The sequence below is a fragment of the Marinobacter psychrophilus genome, assembly GCF_001043175.1.
Lineage (GTDB): Bacteria > Pseudomonadota > Gammaproteobacteria > Pseudomonadales > Oleiphilaceae > Marinobacter > Marinobacter psychrophilus.
Genome location: NZ_CP011494.1, coordinates 995,644 through 1,020,501, shown reverse-complemented (window position 1 = coordinate 1,020,501; position 24,858 = coordinate 995,644). Strand labels below are relative to the sequence as shown.

Below are 24,858 nucleotides of genomic sequence, written 5' to 3'. Positions count from 1 at the left end.
ATGATTAGATTGGCAATACGGATAAAGAAAGATCACTGATCATGACAAATCGAGGTCGTTGCACCGGCTGACCATAATGCCCCCTTATACGCAGGACAGCAAAAGGCCCAAGGACGAATCCGTGGGCCTTCTTTGTAAGCATGTGATCATTAGGGATGTTCGTTGTGCCGGATATTCGTTGTGCCTGTCCATGATCAGATTTTGTGGCAACCTTGGTCTGGAACACGCATTTTCGGTAACGGGTTGTCACTAAACGTTGAGAGAAGAGTGACCAAAAGTGTCAGTCGGCGACCGTTAACGTCATGTCACGGCAATAACTAGGGTTTATCTGAATTGGTTTTAAATTAGCAAACATATGTTTTAAAACATTTTTATTGTGAATTATCCAATTGGCACGGGTTATGCTAAATATGATTCGGGCTCCAACGGTTCGGGGTGAAAACTCTTAAGAATACCGGGCCGGAATTCTTACACAACGTCACATACAGATTGAGGTCATTTATGAGAAACATGAAGATGAACCATGCACAGTCAGGCTTCACCCTAATTGAATTGATGATCGTTGTTGCGATCATCGGAATTTTGGCGGCCATCGCGATTCCGCAGTATCAGGATTACATTGCTCGTTCGCAGGTCACTCGGGTTGTTGCTGAGATTTCAGCTCTTAAAACATCGGTTGAGGAGCGTCTGTCTCGCGGCATAACAACGGGCACTTTGACTGATTTGGGCTATACAGGTTCCAATTTGACTACAGAAGCCTTAACTGTTGCGGTAGACTTCGTCGGCGCTCAAGGTAACATCACCGTCACGATCGGAGACGATGCTGCAGCTGGCATTGCATTGACGAAAGTCGCTATTGAACGTACTACAGCGGGCGTATGGTCCTGTCTGATTGATGGCCAGGGCGCTTCTTGGGACGCAAGTTATCTCCCAGCTGGTTGCACGCAAGGCACTCCATCCCTATAGCATTGGAATATTAAGATTTTAAAGGAGGGGACTGTCCCCTCCTTTTTTATTTTTGAAATATAGAGTATCAAAGCATGCCGGAGAGCTCGGGAAACTTAGTCCTACTTACTTCTCTATTTTTGGTGCTTCTGGCGTTCGCGTTTCCAGTCGGACTCTATCCCTATCAGGACATGTTTCGTGATGTTCTGACATTTGCATCTGGATTACTCATTCTTTGTCACATTTTTTGGGCAGGAAGGTTCAAACTTTCGGCTCCAGGCTTTATTTTTTTTGTCCCTGTTTTTTGTTTAGGTTTGGCGCTCAATTACTTGATGACGTCGCCAAACGTGCTGTTTTCATATTATTGGCATTTTCTGGCCTTCGGTCTCGCGGGTGCTGTTGCAATTTCGGTTGCTTCCTTAGCTGAAACCTGGACCAAAGAAACGGTCGTCCGGTACTTGGCGGTTTTTCTGATTGCTGTGTTCTGTTTTTCGGCTCTGTTCGGATTGATGCGTTACTACGGAATACTTGGTTACTTTGTCCCCTTAATAACCGACGAGGGAACAAGGTTGATCGGGCCAATGGGTCAGCCCAATTTGATGGCTGTTCTGACGGCCTTGGCGCTTGGCGCCATTTTTTATCTACGGAATAGAGGATTGCTTTCATCCACTCGGGGATTTATTGGCCTAGTCGTTTTAGCGTTCTATGTCGGAAGCCTCACAGGCAGCCGGACTTGGTACGTCACTGCCATTGTTGCGCTGTGGCCCTCGATAGCAGCCGTATTTCGTTTTGGCAAATTGAAGTTGATCAACCGCGAACTCAGCCGAAACGGGCAGAAAACGCGCTCCGCACTAATAATAGTCGCACTTTTCGTGATTGTTTCTCTCCTTGCTCCCAAAATAGACGCATTGATTGCTGACTCTCTAAAAGAAATAGGTTTCATTGAGCGAATCAACGCTTCTGAAATGTATGAGAATCGGAGCTTGATTGGCTCCAGCGGTCGGTTAGATGAGTGGAAAAATGCCCTTTCCGGCATAACGACAATGGAACACCCATGGTTTGGCTACGGGGTGGGACGATATGGTGTTTTCAGCAATGAGCTGAAACTCAATGACCTTACCGTCAGCAATGGCTCGATTTGGCTCAACGCCCATAATGTTTTTTTAAATTTTATGGTCGAATGGGGATTGTCAGGTGTGCTGATTTTGCTAGGCTTCGTCGGCTACCTTCTGTGGCTCATAACCAAAGTCCAACCGTCTTTTGAAAACGTTTTCCTGGGATGCGTTCTGCTCATTTTGATGCTTCACAATCTAGTGGAGTTCTCGCTCTGGCACATGCCATTTCTGGCAATATTCATTGCTGCATTCACCTTATTAGATAATCGTCACTCTTTTGACTTCTCAAGCCACTGGATTCGGCGCGTCATTGTCCTTTCCGTTCTTTTCGTCTTTTTGCCTTTTGGTGCTTATGTTGCCAAAGACATGATGGTGGTGACGCAAGTTATGTACAAAAAGCAGCCTGATTTTATGGATCAGACGGCTCTTCGTGATGCCAGCCGAAGCGCTGTTGTTGGCAATGGCGCTTTGTCCGTGCTCATTTTACGTTTTGACCCCCCGGCATTGGGTGTTGGCCCTGAGCTCAATTTTATAGAATCGGTGGTCAATTGGCGTCCCGAACCACTTTTTCTTCTCCGGAAAGCGACCTTGCTCGCTGCATCCGGGGAGTCGGAGCGCGCATGTGAGGCAATCAAAAGGGTTACCCGGTTGTATCCGTATTCTGTAAATACTGTCCTGGACGAGCTTACTTATCTATCCGTTAAGTCTGATGTAAAGCCTGAAGACTACATCAAGTGTATTGCCGCCGAGAGACAACAAGAAATCAATTAGAACTTTGGCCCATGCTTTGCATATGTTGGTTATCAGTCGTCTCTTTTTAGACCAATTAGGGTTAGCTTATGAAGTCAAAACAGTGCGGATTCACACTTATCGAATTAATGATTGTCGTTGCAATCATTGGGATCCTTTCAGCGCTTGCCATTCCGATGTATCAGGGATATGTCGCGAAATCCCAGGTGCATCGGGCAGTTGGAGAGCTGTCGAGCTACAAATCGGCGTATGAAGAAAGAGTGTCGAGAAATGGGTCTGTCACGAATTCGGACTTGGGCTATGTGCCCTCGGGCTTGACGACCGGCGCAGTGGGAATTGATATTGCCATCTTGAATGCTGACCTAACGGGTCACTTGAGAGTGACCATGGGCGGCACAGCTCATCCCCTTATGTCAGGAGTAGTAATCACGCTAGAGCGCTCTCCTCGTGGGGCATGGCAGTGTGTCGTGGACAACACGGCTGTTTCCGGATCCTGGCAGTCCACTTACCTGCCGGAAAACTGCAGCCTTTGATGCTTATGCCCAGAACGCAATGCGCCCGCTTTCTCAGAATCACCAGCCATGATGCCAGTCATAACCAAGCCCAACTTAGCCTGTTTTAATGCGAGGGGCGGAGTATGGCTGAATTTCGATAGCTGGCTTGGTCGTGTCGGGCTGCGACGGTTATTAGCTCTGGTTTCAGTGAGACAAGCTGGGAACAATCCCAATGGCTTAATGTTGATGGCATATACTGCCTCGTTGGCTGCTGTGCTGGTTCGTGCTGGCGTGTCCGCATCCTTTATTGCACCATTGCACGAAGGTCAACATTAATAGGGTTGCTGATACTTGCTTTTTTCTGGGCGCTTGTCATGCATGAGTCACCGCCTCTAGCGGCGCTTTCTGCACGCAACAATTGCCTGAAACATAGCGTCAAAGCTATACACATATTCGTCCACCCGACGCAGCTTCGCCGAGCAAAATCGTCGCCTCGAAGGTAGCCGCCAACGCACAGTTAACCCATCCCATGCTTTCCAAACCGCCCGCACCCATCTAAACTCAAGCCTCGCTATTACTCGCACCTCAACCATCAGGCTGCAGCGCCCTAATCTATGACAACAAACACAAGCAACATCACCTTAACGGGTCTGGCACGGCGCTTTGTAAGCGACGGCCTGCTGGATGAATCCACGGCCAAAGACGCCTTTTTTCAGGCTTCTCAGAACCGCATTCCGCTGATCACCTACCTGACACAGCACAAGTTGGCAAACAGCTCGGCGTTGGCGTTTTCGGCGGCTATGGAGTTTGGTATTTCAGTGCTGGACCTGGATGCGTTTTTGCCAGAGGCGATGCCAGACAAGCTGGTGGATGAAAAACTGCTGCGCAAGCACAACGCCCTGCCCCTGTATAAGCGTGGCAACCGGCTGTTTATTGCGGTGAGCGACCCCACCAACGTTCAGGCTCTGGACGAGATCAAGTTCAACACCGGCTTAAGTACCGATGCGATTCTGGTGGACGACTCCAAACTGCGCGCAGCTATCGAAAAGTATATGGCGTCCAGTGAAAGCTCCATGGGCGACTTGGCCGATACAGACCTTGAAGGTATAGAAACAGAAGGCGCGGATGGAAACGAGGATGACGGCGCTGTTGTTGTTGCAGAGATAGACGATGCGCCCATCGTGAAGTATGTGAATAAGATGCTGCTGGATGCCATTCGCGGAGGCTCGTCAGACGTTCACTTTGAACCCTACGAGAAAACTTACCGCGTACGCTTTCGCACCGACGGCATTTTGAAAGAAATGTCGCGACCCTCTATAAAGCTGGCACCGAAAATATCTGCGCGAATAAAGATCATGGCACAGTTGGACATTTCCGAGCGACGTTTGCCACAAGACGGCCGCATAAAGATGAGGCTATCCAAAACCAAGGCCATCGACTTTCGGGTGAACACACTGCCCACGCTGTGGGGGGAGAAAATCGTACTGCGAATTCTGGACCCCAGCCAAGCCAAGCTGGGCATTGATGCGCTTGGGTATGAAGAAGATCAGAAGAAGCTGTATATGGACGCCTTGGCGCAGCCCCAAGGTATGATTCTGGTGACGGGCCCCACCGGTTCCGGTAAAACCGTATCGTTGTATACTGGCTTGAATATTCTAAACACTGACGAGCGCAATATTTCCACGGCGGAAGACCCGGCGGAAATTAACCTGGAAGGCGTAAATCAGGTCAACGTGAACAACAAGGTAGGGCTTGGCTTTGCCGAGGCGCTAAGAGCGTTTTTGCGGCAAGACCCTGACGTTATCATGGTGGGCGAGATTCGAGACCTGGAAACCGCTAACATTGCCATCAAAGCGGCACAAACCGGTCACCTTGTGTTGTCCACGTTGCACACCAACAGCGCCGCCGAAACCTTAACCCGCATGATGAACATGGGCGTGCCGGCGTTTAACATTGCCACGTCTGTTAGCCTGATTATTGCCCAGCGCCTGGGCCGGCGACTTTGCAGCTGCAAACAGGCTGGAAGCATCCCGAAAGACGTCCTTTTAGCCGAAGGGTTCTCAACTGAACAAATTGCAACCGGGTTCACGTTGTACCACCCGAAGGGCTGTGATAAATGCACTAATGGGTATAAAGGCCGCGTCGGCATTTACGAGGTGGTTAAAGTGACCGAGCAGCTGGCCAACATGATTATGGAAGAAGCCAGTTCTATCAAGATTGCAAAAGCAGCTCAGGCTGAAGGCTTTCGGACCCTGCGCCAATCCGCCCTGTTAAAGGTGATTGAGGGTTTGACCAGCCTTGAAGAAGCCAACCGCGTGACCAAGGATTAAGCATGGCCCAAAAAGCGAATAAACTGGAATCCTATGTATGGGAAGGCAAAGATCGCCGCGGCAACAAAGCCAAGGGTGAGCTGTCTGGCGTAAGCTTGGCTTTGGCCAAGGCCCAGTTACGCAAACAAGGTATAGTTCCAGACAAGGTGAAAAAGAAAGCCAAGCCGTTGTTCGGTGGCAGCAAAAAAATTACCCCCTTTGACATTGCCATGCTCACCCGACAACTGGCCACCATGATGAAAGCCGGTGTGCCCTTGGTGCAAAGCTTTGACATTGTGGCCGATGGGTTGGAAAACAAAGGCCTACAGGAACTGGTGATGTCGGTTCGGAACGACATTGCTTCTGGTAACAGCTTCGCCGGATCGTTGCGTAAACACCCTCGCCAATTTGACGACTTGTACTGCAACCTGGTGGATTCCGGCGAAAAGGCCGGTGCGCTCGAGAAAATGCTCGACCGTATCGCCACTTATATGGAAAAAACAGAAATTCTGAAGAAAAAAGTCAAGAAAGCGATGACTTACCCGATCGCCGTTGTGGTGGTTGCGATCGTGGTAACGGCTATATTGCTGGTAAAAGTAGTTCCGCAATTTGAATCGCTTTTTAACGGTTTTGGTGCAGAGCTGCCAGTGTTTACCCAGATGGTGGTACGCCTGTCAGAATGGATGCAGACATGGTGGTTCGTAGTGCTACTAGGCATTGTCGGCACCATCGTTTTATTCAAAGAGTCAAAACGGCGGTCACAGAAGTTTTCAGATGTTGTCGACAAATATGTGCTGAAAGTGCCGGTTATGGGTGAAATTCTGGACAAATCCGCCGTCGCGAAGTTTGGCCGGGTGTTATCAACAACGTTCGCAGCCGGTGTTCCCCTTGTAGATGCTCTTGAATCCGTTGCGGGAGCTACCGGCAACGCGGTTTATCGCGATGCCATCATGCGCATTCGCAATGACGTTTCCGGCGGAACCCAGCTTCAAGCCTCTATGCGGGCGCAGGACGTGTTTCCGGTGATGGCGGTTCAGCTGACGGCGATTGGCGAGGAATCTGGTAATCTGGACGAGATGCTGGAAAAAGTGGCCGAGCACTACGAAGCCGTAGTGGATGACATGGTAGACAACCTGACTGCGCTGATGGAGCCAATGATTATGTCGGTATTGGGCGTGCTGGTGGGTGGTTTGATTATCGCCATGTACCTGCCAATCTTCCAAATGGGCCAGGTTGTTGGGTAATTCATGGTTGATTTAAGCATTCTTCTGGATACACCCTGGTTGCTGTACACCATGGTTGCATTTGTTTCTTTGTGCATCGGCAGTTTTCTGAACGTGGTTATTTTTCGCCTGCCGGCGATGATGCAGCAGGAGTGGCGCTGCCAGTGTGAAGAGCTGTTGGAAGTGCCGGGGACCAAGAGGGAACCGGCGAAGGTGTTGAGCCTGTCAAAGCCAGCTTCTACCTGCCCCCACTGCGGCCACGGTATTCGCGCCTGGCAGAATGTACCGGTTATCAGCTACCTGGTACTGAAAGGCAAATGCGCCAATTGCAGCAAACCGATTTCAGCGCGCTACCCGATTATTGAGTTAGCGACAGCGGTGTTCTCGGTACTTACCGTGTACCTGCTGGGACCAACGCCTGCGGCGCTTTGGGCATTATTGCTGGTGTGGGCGCTGGTGGCGCTGACGATGATTGATTTTGATACTCAACTGCTGCCAGACTCTATCACCCTACCCCTGCTTTGGCTGGGGCTGATTGTGAATTATTTTGGCCAGCTGGTGCCTTTTAAAGAGGCTTTCTGGGGCGCGATAGTCGGTTACCTAGCGCTCTGGTCGGTTTACTGGCTGTTCAAGCTGGCTACCGGCAAGGAAGGCATGGGCTACGGCGATTTCAAGCTGCTGGCAGCGTTGGGCGCCTGGCTGGGTTGGACGTTATTGCCGGCGGTTATTCTGTTATCCTCTGTTGTGGGCGCAGCCGTTGGTATAGCCTTGATAGTGTTTAAACAGCAAGGCCGAGAGGTACCCATGCCATTTGGGCCTTATTTAGCCACAGCAGGCTTGCTGTGCTTATGGTTTGGTGATGAAATTGTGAGTGTGTGGTTCCGCTTTCTTGGTGTGTAGGCTTGGTTTATAAGTCTGGTTATATAGGCTTGGTTACAAAAGGAGTATGCGCGCGTATGGCACCCAAAATTGTGGGGCTGACCGGTGGTATTGGATCGGGAAAATCGATGGTTGCCAGCCTCTTTGGCGCCTTTGGCGTGCATTGGATAGACGCAGACGATGTCGCCCGCCAGGCGGTAGAACCCGGCACCCGAGCGCTGGAGCTGATTGCCGAGCATTTTGGTCACGACATTCTGATGTCTGGTGGCGCGCTGAATCGCGCAGCTTTGCGTAAGCTGGTGTTTGACAACGCCGACGAGCGTCGGTGGCTGGAAGCGTTAATACATCCCATCATCCACGCGGATTTGGAACGCCAGTTAAAGCCCGACGACTACAACTTGCCCTACGTATTGCTCGTGTCGCCGCTGCTGTTTGAAACGGTTCAGCACACCATGACAGAGCGAGTAATTGTTATAGACAGCCCAGAGAGCGTTCAAATACAGCGCACCATGGCGCGGGACAACAACCCGCGGGACCAGGTTGAACGCATTATTGCCGCACAGATTCCGCGCCAGCAGCGGCTTGAAAAGGCCGACCTGATTATTGATAACGGCGGCACCAAAGACAACGTGCGCCAACAGGTGCGAGACGCCCACAATGCGCTGCTGGTGGAATTTGGCCATTAACCGGTGCCAAGTATTTGGTGCTGGTTTCTTTACTGTTGCTTTAGTACTTACAGCGCCCTCAGCCTATGCGCTGGAACCCTCAATACAATTTCACCAACGATCTATTCCCCAGCACCTTGCCCCGCAGGCGTTACCCAGCAACTTTTACGACTTCGCCCCAGAAGACTACTGGGCCGAGCCGGAAGACTCTTATTGGCTGAACTTCAGCAACTGGGTGCTGTTGCAGGAGCGCACCCAGGGGGAGCGTATGGGACAGCTGGGGCAGTGGGCAGACCGAACCCTGTCCGGCGAAAGTCATAGCCTGCCGTTGAACGAAAGTTATTTGCGCCTAAGCTTTGCCACCGAAACCCGTGCCGGTACCGTGCTGAATTTTGAGCCAGAGGCGCGCTTTCGGTTGGACATACCCACCGCCCGCAAAAAGCTAAGACTGGTCATTGAAAGCGAAAGCGAAGAGCTGATTCCGCTCGCAGAGCGACAGCGCGACCGTCAGCTTACGGAACCGGAACGCTCTTCAACCGGAACCACGGGTGCCCTCCGGTTTTTGGGCCAGGTGGGTAACTCGATTAATTTCTCCAATGATTTTGGCGCGCGCCTGCACTTACCCCCCGATGCTTTCTGGCGCGCCACAGTGCGCAAGAACTGGCGGCCATCTAGCGACTGGGGTTTGCTGGCTCAACAGCGTTTTTATTATTACCATCAAAACGGCTGGGGTTCGCGCAGCTGGTTTGAGGCGCGGCACGATTTAGGTAAGGGCTGGGAGTTTATAAACTCATCCGAGCTGGAGTGGGTGCACAGTGACCGGGAGTTTGTAGCGGCCCAAGTGTTCAGTGTAAGCAAACGGATGAATAACCGTGCGGTGCTTACGCCCCGTATTGGTGTACTGGGTGAAAGCCAGCCCAGTTGGCGGACCACGGAAGCCTTTGCCGACATTACCTGGCGTTATCGTATGTACGGCGATTGGTTGTTCGGAGAGATTATTCCTGCACTGCAGTTTGCACGAGAAAATTCGTTTAAAGACGATAGCTCGCTGATTTTACGGCTGGAGATGTATTTTTCTGGCAACATTGTTCGGCGCAACTAACCCTTATGCCTCGCCATAACGAAAAAGATGCTACTGAAGCACTGACTCTGACTCCGATTGCCATCGCTCGCTCCTGCTTTGCCGACAAGTTCGGCGTGCCGCGGCAGCCGGGCTTAACCCGCCATGCCCACGCCGACTTATTGATTCAGCCGCCGTTTGACCGCGAGGACGCTTTTCGCGGTTTGGAGAGCGCCAGCCATTTATGGCTGACGTTTCAGTTTCATCAGGCAGTGCGAGCCGAGTGGCGGCCGGTGGTGCGGCCACCCCGTTTGGGAGGCAACCGCAAGATTGGGGTGTTTGCCAGCCGTTCGCCGTTTCGCCCCAACAGCCTGGGGCTTTCGGCAGTGCGTAACCGCGGGCTGGTGCGTAAGCAAGGCAAGCTGGTGTTACAAATCAGCGATCACGATTTGATTGAAGGCACGCCCATTCTGGACATCAAACCGTATCTACCATTTGCAGACGCGATAAGCGACGCGCATCTGGGTTGGGCCGAGGAGGCACCGCTGGAGCGCTTGCCGGTGGTGTTCTTGCCCGAGGCACGACAGCAACTGGGCGAGCTTTGTGCAGGGCCTTCTTCAAAGAGCTCCCTACAAAAATATCCGAATTTCGCCGCGCTGATTGAAGATGTGGTGAGTTACGATCCGCGGCCTTCGTTTCGTCGCGGCCGCGAAGAAGAACGGATTTACGGCGCGCATCTGTACGATGTCAATGTGCGTTTCCGGTTTGTAACCGACGAAACAGGCAGCCGTGTGGAAGTGCTGACAGTTTGTTAGACTGCTTTCGCACGGTTTCTTATTTTATAAAGGATTAGATAGATTTCTCTCACCCATGATTCTATAGGTTGCCATGAACGTTGAATGCCCCACCTGCCATAAAGCCGTGGAATGGACCGATGCCAATCCAGAGCGCCCATTCTGTTCGCACCGCTGCAAGTTGATTGACCTGGGCGCATGGGCCAATGAGGAGTACCGAGTACCGGCACAGAATGTAAGCTCGGAAGACCTGGACCAGTTGGCAGACGACACCCAGCACTGAGCGCTCGATTTATACCCGTTTTCGTCTATGTTTAGACGTCTTAAAATCAGCCGCAAAAAAATGCGGATTGTGCTGACCGTTTATACCTAGCGGTTACGGGCTTTTAAGTTGTGGGTTTCCGGCGCGCGCTTTACCATTACCTACAGAACCTTCCGCCATTGCCGGCAGCTTCCACGCTCGTTCATGATCCGTTCATTACCAATAAGGTAGCATTATGAAAGCCTCCCGTATTCCCCTGATAGCCCTATCACTTGCTATAGGCGCAGCGCCTGCGCTGGCCAGCGACGTTGATGTAAGCTTGACCGCAGAATCCGTAAAAGCACAGGTGAACTTCTTTGACAGCCGCGACGACATGCAACTGGGCGCCGGTTATACCTACCACGAAGGCAGCCGCCACATCGGCAACGTCGATTTTCACGCCCAAGGCCGCACGGCCCTTGGTAATCTGCCGACCACTGCAGGCCTTGGTATGCGCCTGATCGGTTGGGACGAAGACCGGATCGACGGCGGCGCTTTGGCGCTGGGCGGCTATGCAACCGTGAACATTCCCGATATACCGGGTTTGTCAGTGACTGGCGGCCTACACTATGCCCCCAGCATTCTGGCGTTTGGCGATTCCGATGACATGACCAGCCTTGAAGCCCGTGTTAGTTACCGTGTGATTCGTAACGCAGAGCTGTTTGCCGGTTACCGCTACCTGAACACAGATTTGGATGGTCGCAGCGATCTGAACCTGGATGAAGGCGTTATGGCCGGTATGAAATTGTACTTCTGATCAATTTTCTGCCGAGCCTGTAAAAATCCCCGGCCCGCGCACTGCGGCTCGGGGATTTTTGTATATTGTCTGAGCTGCTGTTATTTTGATCACTCAATCACAGTAACCCATAAGGTTATTATCAAGCCTAGAGGTGATATGTCAGTCAACACAGGCGCACCTTCCCCCGCTGCCCAAAAACGTCATGCTTTGGCGTTTATTCTATTACTGCTTGCCGGCGCTTTGTTTGGAGCATTTTATAAACCTTCGCCAAGCGCACTCAGCAGCCGTGACAGTGCCGGCGAGGAATTTCAGTTTGCCACGCTACCGGCGCTACCCGGCTGGGCCAATGCGCCCTTGCCCGATTTTTCTAGCTACGCGGATACTGACGAAAAAAAAGCCGCTTTTTTTGAATTTCTGTTCCCACGCATTGTGCTGGCAAACAGCCGCATTTTGCTGGAACGTGAGTACTTGGACGCTTTGGCTGCAAAATCCCAGCTTTCCGGCAAAGAAAAACAATGGCTGAAAAACGAAGCCAAACGCCTACGGGTCGACCTCACGCCAGTGGGCAAGGCCCAGATTGCCAAGTTAAAAAGACGCCTGGACGTAATACCGCCGTCGCTGATTATGGCCCAGGCGGCTAACGAGTCCGCTTGGGGCACGTCGCGCTTTGCGGTGGAAGGTAACAATCTGTTCGGCCAATGGTGTTTTACCGCTGGCTGCGGCCTGGTGCCGCTTAGTCGGGTATCGGGCGCCAGCCACGAGGTGGCCAAGTTTTCTTCGCCATATCGTTCGATACGGGCCTATATAGAGAACCTGAACCGCCACCCTGCCTATCAAACATTGCGGGATATTCGCCTAACCGATCGCAAACAACAGGAACCGCTGTCTGGCAAGGGGCTGGCTGCCGGGTTAGAACTTTACTCCGAGCGTGGTGACGAGTACATCGACGAGATAACGGAAATGATCAGCCATAACGATCTGGCCGTGTACGATCAGGCGTTTGCCGAAATCTTGCAAGATCAAAACCCGGCTCATCTACAACAATTGGCCAGTGCCAGCTCTGTTGACGAGCTGCTGCCACGTTAAAGGCGGTCTTTAGCTAGAAACCGTTGTTATCTCCAAGTAGCTGTTTTCTCAAAGCATGGCTGGCTAAAGCACGCCCAGTTCGCGGGCCCGGACAATGGCTTGGGTGCGGGATTTAACACCCAGCTTGGCGTTTATTCGGCGCGCGTGGGTTTTAACGGTGTGCAGTGAAATGTGCAGTTTGTCTGCAACTTCCTGATTAGACAGGCCACGGGCAATGCATTCCAACACGCCTTTTTCCCGTTCACTGATAGGCTCAGCAAGAGGCACAATTACCCTCGTCGCACTCGTCGCTGCCTTGATACCAAACAGCTTTACCAAAGCATCGCTGAAAACACCGGTTGGAAGCTGATCAGACGTTTGCCGTAACAGTGGCTCAAGTTCTTGTTTGAGCTCGGTAAACGGACTGATGAAATGCTCTTTGGCCGCCAACTCAACAATACTGACCAGGCGCTTGACGGCTTGGGCAGGACTTTTTTCCCGGGCAAGCAGCGCAACGTCTAACAGGCTCATGTGCATGTCTACACCCATGGGCACGGAATCGCGGTAGCCAGCACGCAAGCCACTCAACTGGGTTCTGGCCGCGCCATACTCGCCGCGGGCCATGGCAATGCGCACTTGCAGGCAGTCCATCAGCCCCGGCATGGTGGGGAAGAGTTCCGGTGAATAGCCAGCTTGGCGATAAGGCACTATTTTGGCCATCGCCTGGGCTGCCCTGTCGGTCTCGCGCTGGCCCAGCCAGCACGATGCCTTTAATGCTTCCAATACCGGCACATAAAGTTCACCGTCTACCTGCCATGACTGCATGGTGCGTTCTGCGCGGGCAATCCAGGCAAAGGCTTCGTCAAAATGGCTCTGGCTGCGGCAGATAAGTACCCGCAAACACATAGCCATTAACAGGCCCAGATCTCGGGTTTGTTCGGCCTGCCGGGTGCACACGGCCAAAACCCGGTCTACATCCTGATATCTACCCTGGTGCCATAACACCAGCGCGAGATTCAGCTGTAGCCGGATTTCCCCGACCCGCGCCGGCCGCGCCAACTCTTGCATGGCCGTATCCAGACTGCTGCGCAGCAGATGTTCGGTGTGGCGAAGCTCGCCTTTACTCAGTTCGATGCGGGCATGGGCGTAAACCGCCAAGGCCTCGGAGCCGGTATCGCCAGCCTGTCGTGCCAGGCGTGCGGCTTCGCGGCTGGCCTGGCGAGCATCGGCGAAACGGCCGAGGGCACACAAGGCGCTGGATCGCACCAGCTGAGTAACCAGTTGGCCCTGAATGGATAACTCCGAATCTTCAAGAGCAGCTTCGGCCAGCACCAGAGCCGGTTCTACCTGGCCCTGGCCGCGAGCAATAAACGCCTGTAGGGCCTGAATACGCCCCAGCGGAATGTCGTGTGTTCCCACCTTACCCAAGTGTTCAATCAGCTCTGTTGCCTGGCGACATTGCCCGCCAATGGCATGTACCCAACCAAAAACCAACCGCAGCCGTGGATTGGCGGCCAGTGCGGGTGCCGGCAGGCTACACCTGAGGCGTAGCAATGATGCGGTGTCTTGCCCCAGAAGAAGAGCCTCGGAGCCTTCCGCTGCCATACGCCGGATCTGTCCCACGTCCGCAGACATCAGAGCGTATTTCAAGCCTTCTGAGTACTGACGGCGCTGGGCGAACCACTCACTCACCCGCAGCATGCGCTGAGCACCGCCGTTCAACACCGGCGTTTGCAACCAGTCCAGCAGCAGAGGATTCAGCCGGTACCAGCGGCCACGCCCGGCCATAAGCTTTGCAGGCAAGCCGCGTTCGACCGCCTGTGAGGGCACCAACTGAGAGAGTGTTACTGGTGTAGGCGTTGCCTGCGCGAGCGCTGTTTGTGAAGGTGATAAGGCTAATTCGGTCGTGGTATCCGCCAGCGATGCGAATAGATCGTCAGAAAACACATCAAGTTCGGCCAGTGCACGCAGCGCCAACAGCTGCGCGTTTGTGTAATGGCCCAAAACGGCATCCGCCAGAAATCGCTGAATACTTGCGGTGTCTTGCAAGGCTTTACGCTCGCGGCTACTGCGCAACTCACCACGGTACAGCGCTAGAGGCGTTGGCCAGCCTTCAGTGAGGCTGTAAAGATTGTCGACCGAAACGGTAGTCAATGTCTGTTGCTGCAATTCGCTGGCGAAAAATTCAAACACTTCACTGCGACTGAATTCTAGTTTATCCGGGCCGAGGCTGTTAAACCGGTTTTGCAGCTCCAGCGAATGGGTGCTGATAGCCAGCGGGCCGCGGGATATGCCAAGCAAGCACAGTTGAGCTGGCAGGTTATCCACCAATTGTTGCAATAGTGCCAAGGCCGCCGGATTGCTGATTGCATCCAGATTGTCCAGCACCAGCACTTGAGGCAGAAGTCTGGCCGAATCGGGCCGCTCTGTGGCTGCCAGCAACCACTGCAAGCCGTCGGCAAATGCGCCGCTGTGTAAAGGTTCCGGCTGATTCAGCACTACCGCCAAGAGCATTAAAAAACGCTCGGGAGCGTTATCTTGGGCGCTCAGAGTTACCCAGCGGATACGAGCGAAGGAAAAATCAGACGCCAACAACGCCTGCGTGGCAGCGGCCGATTTGCCATAGCCACAAGGGCCGTAAATGTTTAACAGTCCGGCAGGCACCACACTGCCCATCAACAGCTGATTTAACTCTGGCCGAACCAACAAACCTTGCAGGTGTTTTTCATCAAATGGTAGTTTCACCCGCTGCTGCAAAAGCTCACGTACCCGCTCGCCGCGCTGAAGCGCGCTGTTAGCGGTCTGGAATTCGTCGTTTGCGGCTTTACCCTTTTCAACTTGTTTCACGCACTGCCCCGTCGATACCGGCGCGTGGCGAACAAAAGCCCTGCACTGACCGGAAAATTCCAAAAGTGGCATTATAATCGTCGGCTTAGCGGCCGCGATTAAGGTACAGCGCAGATTAACATAAAAAAGGCGGGCACCAAGGCCCGCCTTTTTATTTCCGGTACTTTCTATTTAAAAAGTACTTTCTACAAGGTGCTTTCTACCATCTACTGCCTTCAGGATTAGCGTACACCAGACCTGCGCAGCGCGGCCGGAGTGTAGTCACGAGACTGCCGTTGAATGCCGAATTCGTACGGATTGGCTTCTTCGTTAGTCAGGCCCAGCACCAGGTAGCGGCCAGAAAGCACATCGTAGATGGCTTCCACAGCGTACCAGGGCACATCGCGATCGTAGAACTGAACAGCGTGGGCTTCTGAAACCCTCCACAACTCGCCACGTCCGTCGTACTGGTCAATCACCGCTGCCTGCCAGGAATCTTCGTTAAAGTAGATGTCACGCTTGGCATATATGTGGCGTTCACCTTCCTTCAAAGTAGCGCGCACATGCCATACCCGGTGCAGTTCGTAACGGGTCAGCTCTTGGTTCATGTGGCCAGGCCGCACGATATCGGTGTACTTGACATCACGATCGAGCAGCTTGTAAGAATTGTACGGAATGTACATTTCTTTTTTGCCCACCAGCTCCCAGTTGTAGCGGTCTGGAGCGCCGTTCATCATATCCAGGTTATCTGAGGTACGCATACCGTCGGCCGCGGTGCCCGGGCCGTCATACGCGACCTGAGGCGCACGGCGAACACGACGCTGTCCAGCGTTGTAAATCCACGCACGGCGGGGTTCGGCGATCTGGTCGATGGTTTCGTGTACCAGCAGCACGTTACCTGCCAGCCGAGCCGGGCCCACAATGGCCTGTTTAAAGTAAAACAGCACGTTGGGATCGGGGTTCTGATTGGCGTCTTCCAGGAAAGTACGGTAAGTCAACTCTTCCTGAAACCGCACTACGCTGAAATCGCCGCTTTCTGTGGGTGTTACCTGACCAATGTTACGCAGCACCGAGCCGCCGCGGTAACGGGTAATATGGTTCCAGTAAACTTCCAGACCAGTTTGTGGCATCGGGAAAGGCGTGCCAGCCTGATAATTTTCCAGCCCAGAACCGCCTTCTTTCAAGGTCACCGTGGTGGCATTCGCGCGGGTTTGCTCCTGCACGGCTTGCGGGTACGCCATGGTGCGACGAGTTTGGTACACCGGCATCACGAAGTTGTCGTACTTTTCAATCATCGCCACCTGACCCGGTGACAAATTAGCGCGGTACTGATCGACGTTGCTGCGATTGATGGTGAATTCTGGCGTATCTGACGGGAACGGGTTCACGTAAATGCCATCATTCATGTAGCCAGCCGGCGGAGTGGTCAAGCCACCCTCAAAGGCGGGAATAGCGCCGCCATTGCCAGCTTGCTCGGCACCCATCATGGTCAACGAATCGCCCAATTTGGCGGCTTCGCTTTCTGACACCGCGGCAAATGCGTTCATACTGAAAAGCGATGCCGCAAGAATCCCGGTGGTCAGTATTTTGTTGTTCAATTTCATAAATAATACCTCGCTAAACGAATAAGAGACGGATTAGAACGAGTAGGAAACGCTCGCGCTGATGAAATCGCGGTCTCTGAAATCGTTATAGGGTTTGCCACCGAAATAGTTTGTGTAGCTGACATCAGCACTGATCTTGTTCTGATATACCGCTTCCAGGCCCAAACCAATAGACTTGTTGCCTTCGTTAAACGCGCCACCGGGTTGCGGGGCGTAGCCTTTCACATCGTGACTCCAAGCCAAGCGTGGGAACAGGTTTACGCCAGAGAATGCGTCCAGGTAATCCCATACCAGGCGGGTGCGATAGCCCCAAGAGAAGTCCGTGGTGAAGCCCTCGTTTTCGCAGTAGGCAGTGTTGAGGTTTAAGGGGCCTCTTAAAGGATTCGTGCCGCATAAATCCACAACACCCAGTGGTGAATTTGTATCGACTAAAGTTGGTCCGACGCCAAAAGCGCCAGACCGGCCATAACGTGCCTTGTCGTTACCTAGCAAATCATGAACGTACGTGGCCCCTACTTCGTTGATCAGCGACAGACGACTGGCGCCCATGACTTGGTCAAAGAATTTTATCAGAGTGAACTGAGCCTGGGACACGTCATAACGATCAAAGCCTGGAGCAGTCAAACCCGCAAGAGAATCGCTGCTGGATAAATCCAATCTTTCGCGTGTTCTCTGTTCCAGCAGGCTGACTCCAGACTCATTCCCTGCGAGGAGAAGTTCAAACGCGTTCCACTGGACAGGCAAGTCTTTGCGGAAGCTGTACTCGGCACCCAGCGACCAGCCACCCGGTATTGTCGTGTTGATACTGATGCCGTAAAGGTCAATATTTTCAGGATATTCAATAAAAACGGTTGGAGTAGTCACTGCCCCCCCAGTTCTCACAATACCGCTAACGTAAGGCAAACGACTATTATACTTGATGTAGTAGAGACCAATTTCAGAATCGTTTAAAGCCGGTACATACCAGCGCAAAGCCACACCGAACTGATCTTTACTGTCGGCTTCACGATCGCCTATTCGTTGTGAAACAGCCCCTAAAGCTGCGCTGTTCACCTCAGTAGTCTGGCCAGCGAGATAAACTGGCCCACAACCATCAGCCACAAAATCCACTGTAGAGAAGAAAGTACCGCAATCATCTGTGCGGACTTTTTCCCAATCGGTTTGAACAAAACCTTCAATGGTGACGTTTTCAGTAATACCCGCAGAAATGTAGAACATTTCTACCGGTAACAGCGCATCTTTTAGCTCAGCGCCCGGCGCACGAAAAGCGTTCACGTCGATAGGGTTAATGGTATTAATGCCACCGGGAATAAATGTACTCTCACCCCAACTAACCACCTGGTTGCCGTAGCGCGCGCTCACGGGAACATTTCCGAGGTACCAGTCAGTGAAAATATAGGCATCCAAAATTTCACCGCCGGAGGCGTTGTCGCTGCCATCCGAGCTCAATGGCTTAAACCGGCGGTTCTCGTCTTTTAATTCAAAATCGTACCAGTAGCGGCCACGAACCAGCGCACCCACACGGGTGAGCACGCTGCTGTCCACATCGTAGCTGAGGAAGAGTTCACTGTTGCCTTTAACAAGCTTGGAAACCGTATCGCCCTTGTCGAAATTCAGGTTGCCGTCGTCGTAGTTGGTCGAGGAAGCCGTGCCCCCGTTACCAAGGCCCACCAGGCCCTTATCACGGTTCTCGGTACGCCAGGTAGCCCCGGCAGACAATGTGGTATTGAACTGAGCTTCTACGCCACCCAGTTTTTCAGAATCAAAAGAATAAGCTGAGGCATAACCGGAAAAACCGGCCGCGATGGCAATCGCCAGCGGCAATCTCTTCCAGGTACGCGGTGCGTGTTGGTTTTTTATCATTGGAAGACTACTCCCTTTATTATTGTGTTCTTGCTGTTATAGAACTTTCACTGTCAGATTATACCAACGCTCTCTCTAGTTCTTATCAGTCAAAAGTATGATTTTTACTTTCATCCCCACTTCGTGGGCACGGGCTTGCTTAATCCGACCATAGTCAACCTACCCGCAATGGAGGGCATTATTGTTTCTGCAGTTCATCCCAGGGGTGAACCGGCAATACCGCTTCGCTGACTTCCGATTCCATGCTGTCGCGGAAATAGTCCATGGCTTTTTCTGCTTCGCCGAGTTCGTCGAAACGGGCAATGTGATAAATCGCCTCGCCTTCGTTCACCAGCGGCAGGTTATTCACGCAAATCACAATGCCGGAACAGGGGGAGATGATAGCGGTTTCCGAGGCCCCGAAAGGGTCAGCAACCATCGCTAGCTTTTGGCCTTTTCTGATTTTTTGCCCCAGTTTGGCCACTGGGCGCATGATGCCGTCTATATCGGCCCTTACCCACTGGGAACTGGCTGCAACCTCAGAGCGTTTGCGAAGCGGCTTTACACTCTTTTTGGCCGGTGTCATTTTCAACTCCCGCATTACCCGCATCACACCTTTAACACCGCTGGCGATGACAACTTCGTCGAAGCGCAAGGCTTCGCCGCCCTCATAGGTAATCACTGGAATGTTCTGTGAATCGGCGTAGGCGCGCAGACTGCCCTCGCGCAGGCCGGCGTTTATAATAATCGGTGCAGCAAACGCTTCGGCCATGCGGGCTGTTTCAGGGCTTTTCAGCTCGGCACGAATCTGCGGCAGGTTAAACCGATGTATGGCACCGGTGTGCAGGTCAATAATGTGGGTAACATGTTCCATAACCTGGGTGCGCAATAAGTACGCAATACGCCCACCCAAAGAGCCACTTTCGCTGCCGGGAAAACAGCGGTTCAAGTCACGTCGATCTGGCAGGTAGCGGGTGCGCTGCACAAAGCCGAAGATATTGACAATAGGCACAGCAACCAAAGTGCCGCGCAAATTCCGCAGCGCAGTGTTGATGAGTACCCGGCGCACAATTTCCACGCCGTTGATTTCATCGCCGTGAATGGCGCCACACACCATCAGTACCGGGCCATCACGGCGGCCATGCACAATTTCCACCGGAATGTGCAAGGGCGTGTGGGTGTACAGCTTAGCCACCTGAACTTCTATGGTCTGGCGGGTGCCCGGCTGAACCTCAATGCCGGCAATTTCAAAGGGAGCTCGTGCCATCGGTTATCCTCTGCCCCGGGTTTTTGTGCGACTGGGGGCCTGATTTTTTTCAATCCAGCTCATGATCAAACCGGCGACGTTTTTACCTGTAGCATTTTCAATGCCCTCAAGCCCTGGCGAGGAGTTTACTTCCATCACCAACGGCCCACGGGACGAGCGCAGCAGGTCTACACCCGCCACGTTCAGGCCCATGGCCTTGGCCGCGGTAATCGCGGTGCGGCGCTCGTCCGGCGTAATGCGAATCAACGAGGCAGTGCCGCCGCGGTGTAAATTAGAACGGAATTCACCGTCAGCACCCTGGCGTTTCATGGCGGCGATGACTTTGTCGCCTATGACAAAACAGCGAATGTCGGCGCCGCCGGCTTCCTTGATAAATTCCTGCACCAGTATGTCGGCTTTTAAACCCATAAACGCTTCAATAACGCTTTCCGCAGCGGTGCGTGTTTCCGCCAGCACCACGCCAATGCCTTGGGTACCTTGCAGCAATTTGATAACCACCGGGGCGCCACCCACCATTTTTAGCAGATCAGGAACGCTATCGGGCTTGTTGGCAAAACCGGTTACGGGCATGCCAACGCCTTTGCGGGCTAACAACTGCAGCGAGCGCAGTTTGTCGCGGGAGCGGGTAATGGCGACCGATTCGTTGACTGGAAACGTGCCCATCATTTCAAACTGACGCAATACCGCTGTGCCGTAGAAGGTGACTGACGCACCGATACGCGGAATAACCACGTCAAAATCTTCCAGCACTTGCTGGTGATAATGAATCGCAGGATTTGCCGAGGTAATGTTCATGGAACAGTGTAGGCAGTCAATGACACGCACCTCGTGGCCGCGGTTGACTCCTTCCTCCACCAGCCGGCGGGTGGAATACAATTTTCGGTTACGGGATAGCACGGCAATTTTCATGATTCGTTCCTCAATACCGGTTGCCCGGCCAAATAAGATGCTTCCGGGAAAACGGTGGCCCAGCCCGCCATAGCGGTACGGCCAATCAACATGCGAAAACGCATGGAGTCCCGGTTGGTCAGTGTCATTTCTATGGGCCAGCTTTGGTCGCCCACCACTAAGTTGGTTTCAACCACCAGCCGTAATTCTTTGTGGCCGCCGGAGTCGGACACGTTGCGTTCATCCAGCACCCGCGCGTCGCACTCAATCACCTCTTGCAGGTCATTCTGTGTCGGGTGCACCCAAAACTTTACCCGGCGCTCGCCATTTTCAGTGTAGGGCTCGGTGCGAAAGGTGTGCAGGCACGATGTACGCGCACCGGTGTCCACCTTGGCTTTAATCAGGCCAATGCCCAACTCGGGCAGAGCCACCCATTCGCGCCAACCCAGGCGCACTTTTGAAAAATCGTCAGCAGTTGTAGAGCCCCCAGCGATTGTGGAACCGTTGACGGGCGTTAAGCCGTCAGCTGTCTTTTTGGACATCTGGCTGTTCCTTGTCTGGCAAATTTTGCGGTGCCATCAGCTGCACACGGAAAGGTTCTGAATGGCTACCTGCGTATATGCTGGTGTGGGGAAAGGGAATTTCAACTTTTTCCCGGTCGAGCATTTTTTTAACTGCAATCATCATACTGCTGCGACTGGCCTCCAGTTTTTCCCTGGGTACCCAGAATGAAAACTGCACGTCTACCGACGACTGACCAAACCCGGTCACCAACACGAATGGGTTCGGCTCTTTCAGGCAGGTTGGGTGCTTTTCTGCCAGTGCCAAGAGCAGTTTTTCTACCCGTTCTACGTCTTCAGCGTAAGCAATGCCAACCGTCAGGTCGAGCCGGCGAATGGGAAAGCGGAAACGATTAACCACCTTGGTTTTGATCAGAGTTTCATTGGGAATGCGAACATAAAGGTTGTCTGGCGTGCGCAGTTTTACACTCAGCATGTCAATACTGACCACCTCGCCAATGGTGGCGTCGGCTTCGATTACGTCGCCAATTTCAAACGGTTTTTCCACCAGCAAAAACAATCCGCTGATCATGTTGGAAGCCGATGTTTGCGAGGCAAAACCGATGGCTACGGTTAAAATACCGGCTGCGCCCAGCACCACATCCAGCGAAAACCCCGCTTCACGCAGGGCGGCCACCGCAAAAATCACGACAATGACATAAAACACCAAGCGCTTTAGCATTACCGTGTGATGGCGCGAAGCACGTTTGGCCATAAATCGGCTGACACTGCGGGCTGCAAACGTAGCCAATAACAGGCCTAAGCCAAACAGGAACAGCGAACTGAACCATTGGCCCCAGGCAATGCCATCAACGACGCTGGCAGCCATGTGTTTTAGTTGATCCAACACAGTACGTTTACTCCCGGCTTGTACCCATCAAATAAAAAGCCACCCGAACAGAAGATCAGTCGGATAGAGGACCACGCAAACCCAAGTTCAATCAAATGGAAAATCAGCTAAATAAAAGGTCAACCGAATATCCGGTCCAGGGTGCGCACAAAGCGCCCGCGGCTGACTTGCTCCCGGGCCGGGCCCAGGGGCTCGCAGGGGCCGGCAGCCGGCGGAGGCGACGGGTCTACCCGCATGCTGGCGGCGTTCACATCGGTGTCTACTTCCACATTCACCCCCGGCGTCCACAGCTGGCCAAGGTGATTGCGGTGAATCGATAACAGCTGGGTAGGCAGATTGAAGCGCTCTACTAACAAAGGCTGCGGCCGCCGGTTGTGGATGTTAACCGGGGTAACAGCGCGCCAGGGGCGCTTGGGCACCGCCTCTAACGCCAGGCGGGCGTAGCTTTGGGCGGAATAACACAGTTCGCCTTCCATGGTGTTGCTACCGACCCAAGTCAACGACGGTTCCGACAGCGGTATGCTTGCCACCAACAGCTGTTTGGGGCCGATGCACACGTTCATCCAAAGGGCTGTGCCGACATAGATAATGCACTGCCCTTCGGCCGCTATGGTGAGCGGCTGGTAAGGCCTAATAACCGTTGGGCGGTCCGCCATGGCAGGAACATAGGTCACCATTTCGGCATCGCCGTTACGGATGAACCGCTGCACTGGAATGTCTGACGATGGCAGTGAGTGGCCGGTCACCAGTTTCCAGTCTTTAGGCACCTGCTGCTGTTCTTCCTGCTGGGAACGAATTTGCCATTCCATGTCCAGCAACGTCACCCAGATTTGCGAGTGGCCCAAGCTGTGGTGCTGGGTTTCACCGGATTTCAGGGTGTACGGGCTGGCCCACAGGCCGTCATCGCTGCTGGATTTCCAGCGTTGATCAGCGGCTGCAGAATGCTGTGGAGAATGCTTTAGAGAGCACTCTGCGGGCTGTTTCATACGCCGGTTATCTTCCTGTTTTTTGAGCCGCCATGTTGCGCTCACTATAATCCAATACCACAATAGCAGCGAATAGATAAACCCGTTGTTTTAGTCGCTACGCGCAGTGTAATTACCCGTACGGCTAGCTCTGAACAACCCTTTTAGCCAACACTCAGGAGACACCATGACTCAGCTGGTCTGGTTCCGTAACGACCTCAGAGCCGCCGACAATCCGGCCCTGGCTGCCGCCTGCCAGAGCGCTGTGCAATCATCTGACGAGCCGGTTAAAGCCTGCTTTATTGTCACTACGGAGCAGTGGCTCAGCCACGACTGGTCGGCGGCCAAGGTGCACCTGATGCTAGACCACGCCGATGCGCTGGCACAGGAACTGGCAAAACTGGGCATTGCCCTGAGTTTTTTGCGCGCCGCAGACTTTGAGCAGTCACTGGGTACGCTGGAAGCATTTTGCCGCGAGCACAAGATTAGCCAGGTTCACTTCAACGAAGAATACGGTGTAAGCGAACGACGCCGCGACAAAGCCCTGAAGCCGCGGTTCGACACGCTTGGCGTTAAGGTCAGCAAGTACCGTGACCAGGCCGCGGTGCCGGTAGGCGAAGTACTGACCCAGCAAAGCCAGCCTTATTCGGTGTTCACGCCATTTTCCCGGCGCTGGCGCAGCTGGCAGGAAGAACAGCAACCCACGCTGTTTGCCGTGCCAAAAAAAGTGGGCGAAGCGTTGGCCGGCGCCGACGTTAAAAACAGCAACAGCGTGATCCTGAAAAAAGAAGTGGATATGCTTTTTGGCGAGGCACCACCGGCGTTAGTGACCACAGGGGAGAACGCTGGCCACGCTGCTCTACAGAACTTTTTGCAAGAGCGAGCGGGTGATTACAAACAAGATCGCGACTTTCCCGCGATTGAGGGCACCAGCAAGTTGTCGCCTTACCTGGCTATCGGCGCGCTTTCTGGCCGCCAGTGTGTGCAGGCAGCGTGGCAACTAAAGGAGTCTATGGGCAGCTCTTTTGGCAAAGCCAACAACAACGAGGAAGGTTTTTTTACCTGGGTGACCGAGCTGGCCTGGCGCGACTTTTACATACACATTCTTTACCACTACCCGCGGGTAAGCATGCACCGGGCGTTCAAGCCCGAAACCGAGGCCTTGCACTGGAACACCGCCGACGAGCATTTTGAAGCCTGGAAAAATGGTAGAACAGGCATCCCGATGGTAGACGCCGCCATGCGTCAGCTCAATGCCACCGGCTGGATGCACAACCGGCTACGGATGGTGGCAGCGATGTTTTTGACCAAAAATTTGTTTATTGACTGGCGCCGGGGCGAGGCTTATTTCATGTCAAAGCTGGCGGATGGTTACCTGGCTTCGAACAACGGCGGCTGGCAGTGGAGCGCGTCTACCGGCACCGATGCGTCGCCCTACTTCCGGGTATTCAACCCGATGACCCAGGGCGAACGCTTTGACACAGACGGCGAATTTATCCGCCACTGGGTGCCAGAATTGGCGAAACTGGACAGCAAGCGGATTCACAACCCTGGTAAAGGCGGGGTGATTCCCGGGGGCTACCCCAGGCCCATTGTGGATTTGAAAGAAAGCCGGAAAGAGGCGATTGCGCGGTTTCAGGCGCTGAGGGACTGAATGACCGGGAGCAGCCGGGGACGGATTTGAAATCCGTCCCCGGCAGTAGACTGCAGAACCGGG

Annotated in this window: 21 protein-coding genes; 13 read left to right on the top strand and 8 right to left on the bottom strand. The window is 53.3% G+C overall.

Going from position 1 to position 24,858, the window contains the following annotated elements:
* Window positions 1-501: 501 nt before the first annotated feature.
* The 12 genes from ABA45_RS04610 (at window position 502) to ABA45_RS04555 (ending at window position 12,360) form a co-directional block, all read left to right on the top strand.
* Complete coding sequence (locus ABA45_RS04610) at window positions 502-966, top strand: pilin (RefSeq protein ID WP_048384505.1); 465 nt, start codon at window positions 502-504, stop codon at window positions 964-966.
* Window positions 967-1,040: 74 nt separating this feature from the next.
* Window positions 1,041-2,831, top strand: a complete 1,791-nt coding sequence (locus ABA45_RS04605; RefSeq protein WP_048384504.1) for a PglL family O-oligosaccharyltransferase — start codon at window positions 1,041-1,043, stop codon at window positions 2,829-2,831.
* Between the two features lie 68 nt (window positions 2,832-2,899).
* Complete coding sequence (locus tag ABA45_RS04600; RefSeq protein ID WP_048384503.1) at window positions 2,900-3,343, top strand: pilin; 444 nt, start codon at window positions 2,900-2,902, stop codon at window positions 3,341-3,343.
* Window positions 3,344-3,918: 575 nt separating this feature from the next.
* A complete protein-coding gene (pilB, locus tag ABA45_RS04595; RefSeq protein ID WP_048384502.1) occupies window positions 3,919-5,634 on the top strand; it encodes a type IV-A pilus assembly ATPase PilB in 1,716 nt (571 codons plus the stop codon).
* Between the two features lie 2 nt (window positions 5,635-5,636).
* Window positions 5,637-6,857 carry a type II secretion system F family protein gene (locus tag ABA45_RS04590; protein WP_048384501.1) on the top strand — a complete coding sequence of 407 codons (1,221 nt, stop codon included), beginning with the start codon at window positions 5,637-5,639 and terminating at the stop codon, window positions 6,855-6,857.
* Between the two features lie 3 nt (window positions 6,858-6,860).
* A complete protein-coding gene (locus ABA45_RS04585) occupies window positions 6,861-7,736 on the top strand; it encodes a prepilin peptidase (protein WP_048384500.1) in 876 nt (291 codons plus the stop codon).
* A gap of 56 nt (window positions 7,737-7,792) precedes the next feature.
* Window positions 7,793-8,401, top strand: a complete 609-nt coding sequence (coaE, locus tag ABA45_RS04580) for a dephospho-CoA kinase (protein WP_048384499.1) — start codon at window positions 7,793-7,795, stop codon at window positions 8,399-8,401.
* Window positions 8,373-9,482 (top strand): hypothetical protein, encoded by a 1,110-nt coding sequence (locus ABA45_RS04575; RefSeq protein WP_198147056.1) that lies wholly within the window; start codon window positions 8,373-8,375, stop codon window positions 9,480-9,482. Before coaE ends, ABA45_RS04575 begins: the two co-directional genes overlap by 29 nt.
* Before the next feature lie 5 nt (window positions 9,483-9,487).
* Window positions 9,488-10,255 carry a tRNA (N6-threonylcarbamoyladenosine(37)-N6)-methyltransferase TrmO gene (tsaA, locus tag ABA45_RS04570; protein WP_048384498.1) on the top strand — a complete coding sequence of 256 codons (768 nt, stop codon included), beginning with the start codon at window positions 9,488-9,490 and terminating at the stop codon, window positions 10,253-10,255.
* Between the two features lie 73 nt (window positions 10,256-10,328).
* Window positions 10,329-10,517 carry a DNA gyrase inhibitor YacG gene (yacG, locus tag ABA45_RS04565; protein ID WP_048384497.1) on the top strand — a complete coding sequence of 63 codons (189 nt, stop codon included), beginning with the start codon at window positions 10,329-10,331 and terminating at the stop codon, window positions 10,515-10,517.
* 214 nt (window positions 10,518-10,731) lie between these two features.
* Entirely contained in the window at window positions 10,732-11,292 is a 561-nt protein-coding gene (locus tag ABA45_RS04560; protein WP_048384496.1) for a YfaZ family outer membrane protein, read from the top strand.
* A gap of 138 nt (window positions 11,293-11,430) precedes the next feature.
* Window positions 11,431-12,360 carry a glucosaminidase domain-containing protein gene (locus ABA45_RS04555; RefSeq protein WP_048384495.1) on the top strand — a complete coding sequence of 310 codons (930 nt, stop codon included), beginning with the start codon at window positions 11,431-11,433 and terminating at the stop codon, window positions 12,358-12,360.
* A 63-nt stretch (window positions 12,361-12,423) separates the two neighbouring features.
* On the opposite strand, the gene ABA45_RS04550 is transcribed toward ABA45_RS04555, so the two are convergent.
* The 8 genes from ABA45_RS04550 to ABA45_RS04515 all read right to left on the bottom strand — a co-directional run bounded on the left by ABA45_RS04550 (window position 12,424) and on the right by ABA45_RS04515 (window position 23,162).
* The gene (locus tag ABA45_RS04550; protein WP_198147055.1) at window positions 12,424-15,258 is read right to left on the bottom strand and encodes a LuxR C-terminal-related transcriptional regulator; all 2,835 of its coding nucleotides are present in this window, start codon (window positions 15,256-15,258) and stop codon (window positions 12,424-12,426) included.
* Between the two features lie 149 nt (window positions 15,259-15,407).
* Complete coding sequence (locus ABA45_RS04545) at window positions 15,408-16,769, bottom strand: DUF1329 domain-containing protein (protein WP_048384493.1); 1,362 nt, start codon at window positions 16,767-16,769, stop codon at window positions 15,408-15,410.
* Between the two features lie 33 nt (window positions 16,770-16,802).
* Window positions 16,803-18,632, bottom strand: coding sequence for a DUF1302 domain-containing protein (locus ABA45_RS04540; protein WP_048384492.1), 1,830 nt, complete (start codon window positions 18,630-18,632; stop codon window positions 16,803-16,805).
* Window positions 18,633-18,810: 178 nt separating this feature from the next.
* Entirely contained in the window at window positions 18,811-19,878 is a 1,068-nt protein-coding gene (locus ABA45_RS04535; RefSeq protein ID WP_048384491.1) for a succinylglutamate desuccinylase/aspartoacylase family protein, read from the bottom strand.
* 3 nt (window positions 19,879-19,881) lie between these two features.
* Window positions 19,882-20,787 (bottom strand): 30S ribosomal protein S6--L-glutamate ligase, encoded by a 906-nt coding sequence (rimK, locus tag ABA45_RS04530; RefSeq protein WP_048384490.1) that lies wholly within the window; start codon window positions 20,785-20,787, stop codon window positions 19,882-19,884.
* Window positions 20,784-21,308: an ATP-dependent zinc protease family protein gene (locus tag ABA45_RS04525; RefSeq protein ID WP_227506125.1), complete on the bottom strand. Its 525-nt coding sequence runs from the start codon at window positions 21,306-21,308 to the stop codon at window positions 20,784-20,786. Before ABA45_RS04525 ends, rimK begins: the two co-directional genes overlap by 4 nt.
* Window positions 21,289-22,176: a mechanosensitive ion channel family protein gene (locus ABA45_RS04520; RefSeq protein ID WP_227506124.1), complete on the bottom strand. Its 888-nt coding sequence runs from the start codon at window positions 22,174-22,176 to the stop codon at window positions 21,289-21,291. Before ABA45_RS04520 ends, ABA45_RS04525 begins: the two co-directional genes overlap by 20 nt.
* A gap of 119 nt (window positions 22,177-22,295) precedes the next feature.
* A complete protein-coding gene (locus ABA45_RS04515; protein WP_198147052.1) occupies window positions 22,296-23,162 on the bottom strand; it encodes a hypothetical protein in 867 nt (288 codons plus the stop codon).
* A 166-nt stretch (window positions 23,163-23,328) separates the two neighbouring features.
* Between ABA45_RS04515 and phrB the strand changes: the two genes are divergently transcribed.
* Window positions 23,329-24,795, top strand: coding sequence for a deoxyribodipyrimidine photo-lyase (gene phrB, locus ABA45_RS04510; RefSeq protein ID WP_048384489.1), 1,467 nt, complete (start codon window positions 23,329-23,331; stop codon window positions 24,793-24,795).
* Window positions 24,796-24,858: the final 63 nt, after the last annotated feature.

Excerpts from the sequence above, each read along its gene's own strand:
- ABA45_RS04550 (WP_198147055.1), bottom strand. The coding sequence starts at position 15,258 with ATGCCACTTTTGGAATTTTCCGGTCAGTGCAGGGCTTTTGTTCGCCAC.
- ABA45_RS04560 (WP_048384496.1), top strand. The coding sequence starts at position 10,732 with ATGAAAGCCTCCCGTATTCCCCTGATAGCCCTATCACTTGCTATAGGC.
- ABA45_RS04540 (WP_048384492.1), bottom strand. The coding sequence starts at position 18,632 with ATGATAAAAAACCAACACGCACCGCGTACCTGGAAGAGATTGCCGCTG.
- yacG (WP_048384497.1), top strand. The coding sequence starts at position 10,329 with ATGAACGTTGAATGCCCCACCTGCCATAAAGCCGTGGAATGGACCGAT.
- phrB (WP_048384489.1), top strand. The coding sequence starts at position 23,329 with ATGACTCAGCTGGTCTGGTTCCGTAACGACCTCAGAGCCGCCGACAAT.
- ABA45_RS04585 (WP_048384500.1), top strand. The coding sequence starts at position 6,861 with ATGGTTGATTTAAGCATTCTTCTGGATACACCCTGGTTGCTGTACACC.
- ABA45_RS04610 (WP_048384505.1), top strand. The coding sequence starts at position 502 with ATGAGAAACATGAAGATGAACCATGCACAGTCAGGCTTCACCCTAATT.
- ABA45_RS04590 (WP_048384501.1), top strand. The coding sequence starts at position 5,637 with ATGGCCCAAAAAGCGAATAAACTGGAATCCTATGTATGGGAAGGCAAA.
- ABA45_RS04605 (WP_048384504.1), top strand. The coding sequence starts at position 1,041 with ATGCCGGAGAGCTCGGGAAACTTAGTCCTACTTACTTCTCTATTTTTG.
- ABA45_RS04515 (WP_198147052.1), bottom strand. The coding sequence starts at position 23,162 with ATGAAACAGCCCGCAGAGTGCTCTCTAAAGCATTCTCCACAGCATTCT.
- ABA45_RS04575 (WP_198147056.1), top strand. The coding sequence starts at position 8,373 with ATGCGCTGCTGGTGGAATTTGGCCATTAACCGGTGCCAAGTATTTGGT.
- ABA45_RS04535 (WP_048384491.1), bottom strand. The coding sequence starts at position 19,878 with ATGGCACGAGCTCCCTTTGAAATTGCCGGCATTGAGGTTCAGCCGGGC.
- pilB (WP_048384502.1), top strand. The coding sequence starts at position 3,919 with ATGACAACAAACACAAGCAACATCACCTTAACGGGTCTGGCACGGCGC.
- rimK (WP_048384490.1), bottom strand. The coding sequence starts at position 20,787 with ATGAAAATTGCCGTGCTATCCCGTAACCGAAAATTGTATTCCACCCGC.
- ABA45_RS04525 (WP_227506125.1), bottom strand. The coding sequence starts at position 21,308 with ATGTCCAAAAAGACAGCTGACGGCTTAACGCCCGTCAACGGTTCCACA.
- tsaA (WP_048384498.1), top strand. The coding sequence starts at position 9,488 with ATGCCTCGCCATAACGAAAAAGATGCTACTGAAGCACTGACTCTGACT.
- ABA45_RS04600 (WP_048384503.1), top strand. The coding sequence starts at position 2,900 with ATGAAGTCAAAACAGTGCGGATTCACACTTATCGAATTAATGATTGTC.
- ABA45_RS04555 (WP_048384495.1), top strand. The coding sequence starts at position 11,431 with ATGTCAGTCAACACAGGCGCACCTTCCCCCGCTGCCCAAAAACGTCAT.
- ABA45_RS04545 (WP_048384493.1), bottom strand. The coding sequence starts at position 16,769 with ATGAAATTGAACAACAAAATACTGACCACCGGGATTCTTGCGGCATCG.
- coaE (WP_048384499.1), top strand. The coding sequence starts at position 7,793 with ATGGCACCCAAAATTGTGGGGCTGACCGGTGGTATTGGATCGGGAAAA.